11 protein-coding genes are annotated in these 12,674 nt (G+C 43.0%); 9 read left to right on the forward strand and 2 right to left on the reverse strand.

Annotation, left to right across the window (positions count from 1 at the left end):
• Window positions 1-136: 136 nt before the first annotated feature.
• From yihA to AC1DU2_RS00270, 5 genes are all read left to right on the forward strand, one after another.
• Window positions 137-760, forward strand: coding sequence for a ribosome biogenesis GTP-binding protein YihA/YsxC (gene yihA / locus AC1DU2_RS00250; RefSeq protein ID WP_477382290.1), 624 nt, complete (start codon window positions 137-139; stop codon window positions 758-760).
• A gap of 11 nt (window positions 761-771) precedes the next feature.
• Entirely contained in the window at window positions 772-1,140 is a 369-nt protein-coding gene (locus tag AC1DU2_RS00255) for a hypothetical protein (protein WP_477382291.1), read from the forward strand.
• A 69-nt stretch (window positions 1,141-1,209) separates the two neighbouring features.
• The gene (locus tag AC1DU2_RS00260; protein WP_477355634.1) at window positions 1,210-2,073 is read left to right on the forward strand and encodes a UbiA-like polyprenyltransferase; all 864 of its coding nucleotides are present in this window, start codon (window positions 1,210-1,212) and stop codon (window positions 2,071-2,073) included.
• Window positions 2,061-2,666, forward strand: a complete 606-nt coding sequence (locus AC1DU2_RS00265; protein WP_477355631.1) for a Crp/Fnr family transcriptional regulator — start codon at window positions 2,061-2,063, stop codon at window positions 2,664-2,666. Before AC1DU2_RS00260 ends, AC1DU2_RS00265 begins: the two co-directional genes overlap by 13 nt.
• A gap of 188 nt (window positions 2,667-2,854) precedes the next feature.
• Window positions 2,855-3,790, forward strand: coding sequence for an NAD-dependent epimerase/dehydratase family protein (locus AC1DU2_RS00270; protein ID WP_477382292.1), 936 nt, complete (start codon window positions 2,855-2,857; stop codon window positions 3,788-3,790).
• A gap of 80 nt (window positions 3,791-3,870) precedes the next feature.
• Here AC1DU2_RS00270 and AC1DU2_RS00275 read toward each other — a convergent pair whose 3' ends face one another.
• The gene (locus AC1DU2_RS00275; protein ID WP_477355625.1) at window positions 3,871-4,722 is read right to left on the reverse strand and encodes a glycosyltransferase; all 852 of its coding nucleotides are present in this window, start codon (window positions 4,720-4,722) and stop codon (window positions 3,871-3,873) included.
• Window positions 4,723-4,890: 168 nt separating this feature from the next.
• Here AC1DU2_RS00275 and AC1DU2_RS00280 point away from each other — a divergent pair, with 168 nt between their 5' ends.
• From AC1DU2_RS00280 to AC1DU2_RS00290, 3 genes are all read left to right on the forward strand, one after another.
• On the forward strand, window positions 4,891-6,594 hold the full coding sequence (locus AC1DU2_RS00280) for a M3 family oligoendopeptidase (protein ID WP_477355621.1): 1,704 nt from the start codon (window positions 4,891-4,893) through the stop codon (window positions 6,592-6,594).
• 287 nt (window positions 6,595-6,881) lie between these two features.
• Window positions 6,882-9,101 (forward strand): alpha-galactosidase, encoded by a 2,220-nt coding sequence (locus AC1DU2_RS00285; protein WP_477382293.1) that lies wholly within the window; start codon window positions 6,882-6,884, stop codon window positions 9,099-9,101.
• 225 nt (window positions 9,102-9,326) lie between these two features.
• On the forward strand, window positions 9,327-9,992 hold the full coding sequence (locus AC1DU2_RS00290) for a hypothetical protein (RefSeq protein WP_477382295.1): 666 nt from the start codon (window positions 9,327-9,329) through the stop codon (window positions 9,990-9,992).
• On the opposite strand, the gene AC1DU2_RS00295 is transcribed toward AC1DU2_RS00290, so the two are convergent.
• The gene (locus tag AC1DU2_RS00295; protein WP_477382297.1) at window positions 9,993-10,658 is read right to left on the reverse strand and encodes a phosphatase PAP2 family protein; all 666 of its coding nucleotides are present in this window, start codon (window positions 10,656-10,658) and stop codon (window positions 9,993-9,995) included. It abuts the gene before it with no gap.
• Window positions 10,659-10,738: 80 nt separating this feature from the next.
• Between AC1DU2_RS00295 and AC1DU2_RS00300 the strand changes: the two genes are divergently transcribed.
• Window positions 10,739-12,673, forward strand: coding sequence for an amino acid permease (locus tag AC1DU2_RS00300; protein ID WP_477382300.1), 1,935 nt, complete (start codon window positions 10,739-10,741; stop codon window positions 12,671-12,673).
• Window position 12,674: the final 1 nt, after the last annotated feature.

Below are 12,674 nucleotides of genomic sequence, written 5' to 3' on the forward strand. Positions count from 1 at the left end.
TGTTTAAACATCAAATTTAAGTATTATTGCGCTTACATTTGTTTACCCATTGTAAAACAACGCGAAGCAAAGCAAGCATGTACCTGTACGGGTTAGCGGGCGTATGCTTGCAGTTAAAAATAATTACCTTTGCAGCATGATTGTTAAAACGGCCGAATTTATTTGCAGCAATACCCAAATTTCGAAGCTACCGCCACCCATTAAGGCCGAGTACGCTTTTATAGGGCGCTCAAACGTAGGCAAATCTTCGCTGATCAATATGCTCACGCAAAAAAAAGGATTAGCCAAAACATCGCAAACACCGGGTAAAACCCAGCTGATAAATCATTTTTTCATTAACGACAACTGGTATATTGTTGATTTACCCGGCTACGGATACGCCCGCGCATCCAAAACAAACAAAGCCAACTGGAATAAATTTATTCATAACTACCTTGATAAGCGCGAAAGCCTGCAATGCGTTATGGTATTGATAGATAGCCGCCTGGAGCCGCAAAGAATAGATATCGAATTTTGTAACTGGCTGGGCGAAAAAGGCTTGTCGTTTGTGCTGGTTTTCACCAAGGCCGACAAACAATCGAGCGTTAAAACCGATCAGAACATAGCCAAATTTAAAAAAGCCATGCTGGAAACTTTTGAAGAAGCCCCGCAATACTTCATCACCTCGGCCGAATTACAATTGGGCCGGGACGAGATTTTGGGGTTCATAGATAATATTAATAAGAGTTTTGTGGTGCCACATTATCAAATACCGGATTAAAGAAAACCATCATGGGCTTGGATTTATGGCATGTCGTGCCAACACCAAATGAAACTTCGCTTTACTTTTCGCTTGACGAACTAAGCGAAAATAATGAATTCGTTGCCCGCTATAAGGATTGGTTTAAAACAATAGAAAACGAAGATGAATTGTCTGGAAGCGAAATTGTATTGTATTTTAACGAGAAAGCTTACCAAAGAAAAGGTATGGTCACCAAGTTTTTCGATGCATTCGATAATTGCCTTCCCTATTTTGAAAAACGATTAGTAGAAAAGGCTTCTTTTTATCTGGACCCCAACAGTCCTTGGGGATCTGATTTTAAAGAAAATTTTTTAGATAATTTTGTAGAAGGAGAAAGTGTGTTTTTTGCCTCATGGTAACAATAATTACACCACCTTTCAAAGTCAATACATTAAAACATTTCTTCTCAATAGAAGGACTCAAATAACATGAAAAAATACCTTTCATTAGTAACATTTACCCATACCATTTTTGCCATGCCGTTTGCTTTTATCGGCTTTTTTTTGGCGGTAACCACTACGCAGCACACATTCGACTGGCGTAAGCTGTTGCTTATGGTGCTGTGCATGATCTTCGCCCGTAATTCGGCCATGGCTTTTAACCGCTATTTGGATAGGGATATTGATGCCCAAAACCCGCGCACCAAGCAGCGGGATATCCCGGCGGGCCGTATCAGCGCGGCTTCGGCGTTAACCTTTACATTGATCAATTGCGGCTTGTTTATAGCAGCCACATTTTTTATTGATCCGTCGAATCACCTGTGCTTTTACTTATCGCCGATAGCCTTGGTTGTAGTTATGGGCTATAGCGCAACTAAACGCTTTACGGCACTTTGCCACTTGGTTTTAGGTCTGGGATTGTCTTTAGCTCCAATCGGCGCATACTTAGTAGTTGCTGGCGAATTTGCGTTAACACCCATATTCTTCTCACTATCGGTTTTATGCTGGGTTAGTGGCTTTGATATTATTTATGCGTTGCAGGATGAGGATTTCGACCGCAGCCAAAACCTGCATTCTATCCCGGCCTATTTGGGTAAGGTAAACGCATTAAGGCTATCAACATTTTTGCATGTGTTATCGGCTTTATTTATCATGATGCCGGTATTTTTTACTCATGTAGGTATTTTATACTATGTTGGGATAGCTTTTTTCTGCGCTATGTTAATTTACCAGCACCTGTTGGTAAAACCAAACGATTTGAGCCGGGTAAACTTTGCCTTTATGACTACCAACGGCATTGCCAGTGTTGTATTTGCGGTGTTATTCCTGTTAGATAGAATATGGACGCGCTAACCGCTATCGGCAAATTCCGTGAGCATGTGGAAACATATGTAAAGCTGAACGATGCCGAATGGCTTGTATTAGCGCCGCTTTTGGAGGTAATCAATCTTAAAAAAAAGAAAAATTTTGCGGAGCCAGGTAAAACTTGCGATAAAATTGGGCTGGTAGTGCAAGGGGCGGTTCGCTATTTCCATGTAAAAGATGGGGAAGAAATTACCGGTTACTTTAGCTTCGAGAGTGAGTTACTAAGCTCATATAAGAGTTTTTTAACCGGTACCCCGGCTTCAAACTATATCCAGGCACTGGAAGACACGCAAATAGTTGCCCTTAGCTATAAAGCGATGCAGCAAATTTATACCCACGAACTCATTGGTTATAAAATGGAGCGTTTTGGCAGATTAGTAGCCGAGCATTACCTCATTTGCTATGAAGATAGGGTAGCATCCTTCATTACTCAAACACCCGAAGAACGCTACAACAACCTGCTTGAAACCGGTGGCGAAGTAATGCAGCGCATCCCGCAACATTACATAGCCAACTTTTTAGGCATCACACCCGTTTCGCTTTCGCGGATCAGGCGGAGGATCATGAAGATAAGCGCCTGATGAGCTCAAAGCGGAAGGCTTAAGGCCAAAAGCTAAGCTCCGCAATTCAACTAAAATGTCTAAGTCATCTGCACATCTGAAATCTGCACATCAAATCCTGTATAATCCTTAAATCGTGTTTTTCTTATCTTTTGTTAACGTTTTGACATTCAAAGCTAACCTACCTTTGGATAAACAAAAACGAAAAAATGATGCACACCATATTAGGAGCCGGCGGCACAGTAGCAAATGCCCTTAGCCGCGAATTGATTAACGCCAACCAAACCGTTCGTTTGGTTAGCCGTAAACCGGTAAACATTACAGGTACAAATGTAACCTGGCAAAAAGCAGATCTGCTAAACTATGATGAGGTTTTGGCAGCTGTCCAGGGATCGGCAGTTATTTACATGGCGGCAGGCATTGTTTATGATGCCGCCATCTGGCAGGCGCAATGGCCTGTTATTATGCAAAATGTCATCAACGTTACGAAAGCCACCGGGGCCCGATTAATATTTTTTGACAACATATACATGTATGGCCTGGTTAATGGGCCCATGACAGAGGATACTCCCTACAACCCCGGTAGCAAAAAAGGACAGGTACGCGCAGGCATTGCCAATATGCTGATGGACGAGGTTAAGGCCGGTACTATCCGTGCTTCCATTGCACGAGCGCCCGATTTTTACGGCACCGATTCATTAAACAGTTTTGTGGATATGATGGTAATAACCAAGTACGCCGCTAAGCAAACCGCCCAGTGGATTGGCGATCCAAACAAAAAACACAACTTTATTTACATCCCCGATGCCGGTAAAGCGATGTTTCTGCTTGGCCAAAACCCCGATAGTGATAACCAGGTATGGCACCTGCCCACCCCGTCTGCTATAACCGGCAAAGAGTTTATGGCTATTGCCGCCCGGGCGTACGGCGTAAAACCTAAATTCTTTATTTTACGCAGGTACATGCTGTGGCTGATAGGCCTGTTCCAAAAAGTGGTTATGGGCACTGTTGAGATGTACTACCAATACGATCATGATTATATTTTTGACAGCAGCAAATTTGAAAAGGCTTTTAATTTTAAACCTACAAGCTATGAGGAAGGGCTAAAAGAATTGTCGAAAACACTGTATAAACCAAAGGCTTAACCAGTAAAAAATAATGAAGGCCCGAAAATGCTAAAGCGATAACTTTCGGGCCTTGTTATCAATAACTGCCTTGACCAAACTTACTTAACTTTTAATAACGAACGTAATTTACGGGCAATAACATTCCTGATATAATAAAACGCCCTAAGTTTTCTATCAGCGGGCCTATAAACATCCCACCAAAGCAGGTAGGCGCGGTCTACAATTCGCGGGCTGCGGATGTTAAGCAATTTACCATCGTGAAACCAGGGCTTATCATATCCCCAATAGTGGATAATGGCAATATCCGTATCCAGCCGGCTATTGTTATAACTAAATTTAAAATGATCTAATTTGGCATAAAGCTCTATTTCATAAACAGGCACGTTGTATTTATGATGCAGATGCAGGTGCTTATCATTGGGCCAGTTGTTGTAAAATGAGTGCAAAAAGCCCTGGTCGCTCCCATCATCTGATGGGGTGGTATCAATTAGTGCATACATCTGTTCAGCAAGTGCTCTATCTGGTACTACAACCAAAAAACCTGCGTTTAGCGCGTCCCAATGGCTATTCACGGGGTTTAATGCGCCGGCCACAACTGCCGACATATGCTGGCAATCAAAAAGTTCCTCTATGTTGCAACAAACCAGCATATCGGCATCTATATAAACCACTTTATCAAACTCGTCCTGTTCAAAAATCCGCAGCTTGGTATACATGTGCCTAAAATTACGCTCGTCATTTCCCAGTTCGTTGGGATTTTTTATTCGCTCTACGTATTTGTGTTTAATATTCCGGCTATCGAGGGCGGCTAAAGATTTGGGCGAGACCAGGTCCGTTGTCAATACTAACAGGCCGTAAGTGTAATTATATTTTTTAATCGAATTGTTTAAAGCAAGCACGCCGGGCAAAAAGCCGTCGGTACCCAAAAATGTGATAAAAGAGTAGTTCATTTTTTGCACCGTCAAAACTGTTTTTACAATTTTAACTAACCAAATGTAATTAAAAGTTGGCAAATGGATATTGACATGCCAACGACATCTTTCCGGCTTACAGAATTTGCTAACTTTCCCACTAAATCTGCATATTTGCATAGCTGCATATTTGCACATCTAAAAATTATGATCCACAAAAAAACAAGAAAATATATCCCGGCTACACTTGATATTAAATGGGAAACGCTTGAACCTTTTTATAAAGAATTGTTAGACCGTTCCATCAACTCGGCCCACGAACTGGAAAAATGGCTGCATGACAGGAGCGAATTGGAAGCTGCTTTAGAGGAAGACTCGGCCTGGCGCTATATTCGCATGACCTGCGATACCACCAGCGAAGAGCTGTTGCAAAGCTTCCAGTACTTCGCTACCGAAATTTCGCCCAAAATTGCGCCTTACGATAACGGACTGAATAAAAAACTGGTTGCAAGTCCTTACATCGACCAGTTGGACGGCGAAAAGTATTTTGTGTTTTTGCGGGCGATCAAAAAAAGCTTAGAACTTTTCCGCGAAGAGAATATCCCGGTACAAACCGAGATACAGGTGGAGCAGCAAAAATACCAGTCGATAACCGGCGCTATGTCGGTCCATATTGATGATAAGGAATATACCCTTGAGCAGGCATCGGTGTTTTTAAAAGGCACAAATCGGGCTAAGCGCCAGGAAGTTTGGGAAAAGATAACCGGTCGCCGTTTACAGGAAAAAGACACACTGGATACCCTTTTTGACCACCTGCGTAAACTTCGTCATAAAGTGGCGCTGAATGCAGGCTTCGAAAACTTCAGGGATTACATGTTCCAGGCATTGGGCCGTTTTGACTACACGCCGCAGGATTGCTATGCGTTCCATGAGGCAATCGAAAAGGAGATTGTTCCTATCCTGCGCGAACAAGCCGAAAAACGCCAGAAAGCGCTTAATTTACCTGCTTTAAAACCATGGGATATGGATGTAGATGTATCGGGTAAGCCGGCACTGAAACCGTTTCAAAACGGTAATGACCTCATTGAAAAATCAATCCAATGTTTTAGTAACATCAACCGATACCTGGGCGAGCGTTTAGAGATCATGAAGGATAACAACCTGTTTGATGTGGAAAGCCGCAAAGGCAAAGCGCCAGGCGGCTACAACTACCCGCTATCTGAAACCGGCGCACCTTTCATTTTCATGAATTCGGCCAACACCTTTCGCGATTTAACCACCATGGTACATGAGGGCGGGCACGCGGTACATACCTTCCTTACTGCCGACCTCGAGCTGAATGATTTTAAACATTGCCCATCTGAAGTTGCCGAACTGGCTTCTATGTCGATGGAGCTGATCTCGATGGATAACTGGAACGTATTTTTTGATAACGAAGAAGACCTGAAACGCGCCAAACGTGATCAATTGTTCGATGTATTGAAAACCCTGCCGTGGGTGGCCGTGGTAGATCAGTTTCAGCACTGGATTTATACCAACCCCGACCATACCGATGCCGATCGACGTGCCGCCTGGATGGAAATTTACGAACCATTTGGCGCCGGTTTTGTTGACTGGAGCGACCACCCGGATGCCGAAGCAAACCTGTGGCAAAAGCAACTGCACATTTTTGAAGTGCCATTTTACTATATTGAGTATGGCATGGCCCAGTTAGGCGCTATCGCGGTATGGAAAAACTATAAAGAAAACCCCGAAAAAGGCTTACAGCAATACCTGGATGCCCTGAAACTCGGCTATACCAAAACCATCAAAGAAATTTACGAAACCGCGGGAATTAAGTTTGATTTCAGCGCCGAATATGTAAAAGAACTGGCCGAGTTTGTAAAGGGCGAGATGGACAAGATTGGGTAAAAGAGCTCTTATTAAAACCGTCATTGAGTATCCATCAGGCAAAACCTGAAAAAAATATCATGACGCGCAACTAAATATAGTTAAATCAATGCCCTAAAGTACCGTCATTGTAAGACATTGATTATCAAATTCATCTCCCCCAAGATAGAAATCGCATAATTGCGTCTCCTTCATACAAATCATACAACGCCTGAAGTGCAACAGCATCTAAATAACTGTTTATATGCCGGCGGCTTGCTTAATGCGTTAAACATATCTTATTTTTATGCCAATCAATTACTAAACACTTGAAATCAGCTAAATCAATTTGGGGCCGGTTAACGGTCATATGCCTGTTTATTGGCGCTTGCCAAAATATCTCCCCGCTGTACGCACAATCGTTGCCCGTTTGGAATACCGCCAAAGGGCAAAATGAACCGGCAGATTGGCTGGTTAAACCTGCACTTGAAAAAGCTGCCATATACCAAAGTACCGACGGTAAGAACATTATTTTATACAATGGCTTACTAAAGCGAAGCTTCCGCATTACGCCCAATGTTGCCTGCTACGATTTTATTAACCTGCAAAACCATCAGCAGTTATTACGTTCGGTAAAACCCGAAGCACGCATCCAGGTAAATGGCAAAAGCTATAACGTTGGCGGCCTGTATGGTCAAAAGGAAAATGCCTACCTGGTTCCGGGTCAGTTGGACGAGCTTAAAGCTGATGACGCGGATTTCAAATTCAGCCATTACCTGGTAAGCCCCATCAAAACTGTCATCAACTGGAAAAGCGATGGCTGGTGGTCCACCAATAAAAAACAGGCTACCGGCAAAACAATCACTTTTGTTTACCAATCGGCATTTCATGATTTAAAAGGCATTGTTGTAAACGTACATTACAGCATTTATGATGGCCTGCCCCTTATCAGTAAATGGGTTAGCATTCAAAACCAATCAACAGGCAGTATTACAGTTGGCCAGGTGGCTAACGAAATACTGGGCATGGTAGAAGAAGAAACCGCCGTAGTTGGCAGTACAACCCAAATGCAGCCGCCGCGTGGTATTTATTTTGAAAGCAATTACGCGTTTAACAACGCCATGCGCTATATTCTTAGCGACCAAACCACGCACTGGAAGGCCGACCCAGCCTATACATCGCAGGTTAACTATGATTATCAAACACCTTGCCTGCTTGAGGTATATCCCGAAAGGGTATTTAGTGTACAGCTAAAGCCTGGCGAAGATTTTACATCAATACAAACCTATGAATTGCTGATGGATAGCTATGACCGCGAGCGGCGCGGCCTGGCCATACGCAAAATGTACCGTACCATTGCACCCTGGGTAACCGCCAACCCCATTTTTATGCACCTGGTAAGCAAAAATGACGATGAGGTACGCGCCGCTATTGATCAATGCGCAGCAACTGGCTACGAGGCCCTGATTATGAGCTTTGGCAGCCAGGTAAACCAGGAAGATACCACCATGCAAAATTTAAACCGGTGGAAAGCGCTCGCCAATTACGCGCATAGTAAAAACATTAAAATTGGCGGCTATTCGTTGTTCAGCTCCCGGCGAATCAGCGACTCGGATGATGTTATCGATCCCAAAACCAACAAATCGGGCGGCGCGCTTTTCGGTAACGCGCCTTGTTATGGCAGTAAATGGGGATTGGGCTATCGCGATAAAATTAAAAAGTTTTATGCCGCAACCGGTTTTGATATTTGGGAAAACGATGGCCCCTACCCTGGCGATGTTTGTGCATCCACCACTCATCCAGGCCATAAAGGTTTAGAAGACAGCCAATGGCAGCAAATGGCTATTCAAAAAGAACTGTACCACTGGCTAAATAACCTTGGTGTTTACATTAATGCCCCTGACTGGTATTTTTTAGATGGTACGAACAAAATTGCCATTGGCTACCGCGAAGTGAATTTTTCGCTTTCGCGCGAGCAGCAGGTGATACTGAACAGGCAAAACATTTTTGATGGCCTTTGGAACGAAATTCCATCAATGGTGTGGGGATTTGTGCCGCTTACCAAATACCAGGGCGGCGGCCCCGAGGCCGTGCTTGAACCACTAAAAGATCATTTAAAGGATTATAAAGCCTTAATGATGCAATATTATGGCGCCGGGGTGCAAGCCTGCTATCGCGGCCCGCGTTTGTATGATAGCCCCGCAACAAAGCAAACCGTAACCGGGGTAATTAATTGGTATAAAAAGTACCGCGACATTCTTAACTCAGATATCATTCATTTAAGGCGTGCCGATGGGCGCGACTGGGATGGCATTATGCATGTAAACCCGCAGCTACCGGTTAAGGGGCTTATTATGTTGTATAATCCGCTTAAACAAAAAATAACGCGGACCATCAAGATACCGCTTTATTACACGGGGCTTACGCAATCGGCAACGTTTTTGGAGCAGGGAAAATCGAAAATCAACGTAAAACTTAACCGCGATTATACCGCCAACTTAACTTTTACAATAGATGCCGAAAGCTATACATGGTATTTGATAGAGTGATAATACCATCGACACAACTGATTATAAAAATCAATTCATAAACTAAACGGAGTTAAGCACAGATTGCATTAACAACAATTATTGTTTCTCGCTTTTGAATTACTCATTAATCACCATTGGCCAACCAATTAAAGAACAAGCAATTACCATTTCATCATTATCGTCAAAAAGCGTGATTACTGATTATTTTTAAAACTGTTTGCTCTTTTTATAGTTAAACAATCTATGAAAAAGACAATTTTAAGTTTAAGCCTCGTCCTGTTTGCGACTTTAGGTTTTAGTCAGATACTTAAACCCGTAAAGATTGATAGTTTGGTTACGGTCTCTTTACCAGCAAACTTTACCAAGAAAGATACATTAGGTCAACAAATTTTCCAGGGTACTGCCGCCCTCGGATTTATAAGCGTAATACGCGTTCAAAACGCTGCCAACAATAAGCCGCTGAATAAAGAGCGGGACCTGAAAAAGGTATTTAATACTTTTGCTGATGGCATCAGGAAACAATCGCGCAACGGCAGTATCATGAACCCGCGCGACACAACCATTGGCAACCTTGAAGCACGGGTATTTACCCTAAGGATTGACAATAGCGGATCGACCGGCGAAGCGCCCCAGTTAAGAAAGTTTATTTTGTTATATACACAGGATGTAACATATACTTTTGAATATTATTACCCCGAAGCCAGAACCGAGCTTGCCAAAGCCGAGCTGAGAGAATTTTCGAACTCGATTAAAGTTGCGCCCGATTTGAAACGTAACGATCAGTATATTTCCAACGCAAAGGGTTTATCAACCCCGGTTAAAATTGGCCTATATGGCGGGCTGCCGCTCATTATCATTATTATACTGGTAACCATTCGCCGCAAAAAAAGGCTTGCCGCCGAAGGGTAATTATTTAAAAACTGTTTTAATCAACCCGGTACGCCATTTTTCGGAATGGATAAATTGCTTATTTTCCAGCCAGGTAAGCCACAAAACAGTAACTATTACCCCAATAGCCGAACCACCTATAACATCTTCAAAAAAGTGTTCGGTAAGATACATTCTTGAATAGCCAATTAATATGGCCATGAGTAAGGCTGGGATACCCCAGCCTTTTTTTGTTGCCAGGTAAGCCAGCACCACCGCTGCCGAAAACGCACTGGTAGTGTGCCCCGAAGGGAAACTATTATACGTTAGTATCTCTACTCCTTTAACTGTATGTACAGGCGCCCATTGATCTTTAAAATATAAACTGGGCCTTGGGGCATCGGCAAAATATTTAATTACCTGGGCCACAAACCCGGTTAAAAGATAGCTTGATGCCAGCAGCAGGAATTTACGATAGCTAAATAACAAAAAAAACAACGAGAGTGTAACCGCGGTAAGGCCGTCGCCAAGGTCGGTCATGTAGGGTTCAATGTAATCGACCCAGGGGCTATTCCACCCGTTTACCGCAAAAAAAATCTGTTCGCGGGTATATAGTAGTTTGATAACCAAACAGGCGCACAAAACAATCAGGTAAAGTAAAAAAAATGGCCTTATCCTGTATAAAACATCTTGTACCCCTATCTTCATGATGCAAAGTAAGCATATACTTATCTAATGCAAAAAAATGATTATGTTTGGGAATAGGTTGCACTTATTATTTAAATTAAATGTCGAAAAGCATATTTCGTAAAAAATCGGTCTCGAAAATATTACATGATGTTGAATGCGGTTTCAGCGATAGCGAACATCCCGGCACAGTAAACTCCCAGCTAAAAAAAGAATTAAACGTAAAAGATTTAACCCTGATGGGGATAGCCGCCGTAGTTGGGGCCGGCATTTTTAGCACCATCGGCGAAGCCTCTTTTCACGGAGGGCCGGCTGTTTCCCTGTTATTTATTGTTACCGCCGTTACCTGCGGATTTTCGGCCTTATGCTATGCCGAATTTGCATCGCGCATACCGGTAGCGGGCAGCGCCTATACTTACGCCTATGCTTCTTTTGGCGAACTGATAGCCTGGATAATTGGCTGGGATTTATTGATGGAATATGCCATTGGCAACATTGCTGTAGCTATATCATGGAGCGAATATTTTGTAAACCTGCTTGAAGGCTTTAATATTCATTTACCTAAATATCTTACTATGGATTATGTTTCGGCCCTAAGAGGACACGAAGCTGTAACCAAACAGGGGGCGGTACTTGCAGATATTGCCGATAGGCTGAAAGCCGGGGCAATTGCCTGGGATAATGCGCCCGGCTTAGGTAATTTTAAGCTGATAGCTAATTTGCCGGCCCTGGCTATTGTTTTTATTATTACGTACCTGGTTTATATTGGTATCCGCGAAACAAAAAAGGCAACCAATGCCATGGTTATCTTAAAGATACTGATTGTTATTGCCGTTATTGTAGTGGGCTTTTTTTACGTTACCCCGGCCAACTGGCATCCTTTTATGCCTAATGGCTTTGGCGGCGTTATGAAAGGCGTTTCGGGCGTATTTTTTGCTTACATCGGCTTTGATGCTATTTCGACCACGGCCGAAGAATGCGAAAAACCGCAGCGCGACCTACCCCGCGGTATGATATATTCCCTTATTATTTGTACCGTTTTGTATATCCTGATTGCGCTGGTACTTACCGGTATGGTAAGTTACAAAGACTTACAAGTGGGCGATCCGCTGGCTTTTGTATTTGCTAAAGTTGGCTTGCATAAAGTAAGTTACGTAATATCCATAAGCGCTGTAATTGCAACGGCAAGCGTGCTATTAATATTTCAGTTAGGGCAGCCCCGTATCTGGATGAGCATGAGCCGCGATGGTTTATTACCAAAAGCGTTTTCCCGCATTCACCCTAAATATCATACTCCTGCTTTTGCTACTGTAATTACAGGTTTTGTGGTGGCAATACCGGCGTTATTCATGAACCTTACCGAGGTTACCGATTTAACCAGTATAGGCACTTTATTTGCCTTTGTACTGGTTTGTGGCGGTGTTTTATTACTACCGCGCGAAGAGGCGGTTAAAGGCAAATTTCATTTACCATACGCCAATGGCAAATACATAGTGCCATTGATAACTATCATTATCCTGGGCTCGATAGTTTACTTTAAACCCGCCCCCCAGGTTGAAATGATGCAGTTTAAGAAACTGAGAGAAAAACCCGCCATTATTGACGCCCTTAATGCAGGTGAAATAAAAGCTGTATACGCCTCTGTTGTTAAACTAAATACCGGCACCCCTACCCTGGCTGACTCCGCCTCGCAAAAAAAGTATTTTAAAGATTTGGAAGAAGATAGATTTAACAGCGCCTTACGGGCAGCACCTATCAGTGAGCTAAAAAAATACCATATTGGTTTTGATGGCTTCCTGTACAACTTCCCTAATTACCTGTTCTTTATTCTCATTATTATTATTGCTGTGTATAGCTTCCTCAAAAACTTCTCGCTGATACCCGTTTTAGGGCTCATGAGCTGCTTTTACCTCATGACCGAACTTGGCTATACCAACTGGCTACGGTTCCTGATATGGCTGGTAATAGGTTTGGTTATTTACTTTACCTACAGTTACAAAAACAGTGTATTAGGCAGGGAAGTTAAAACAGCCTAAC

The sequence above is a fragment of the Mucilaginibacter sp. P4_C11 genome (assembly GCF_056402115.1).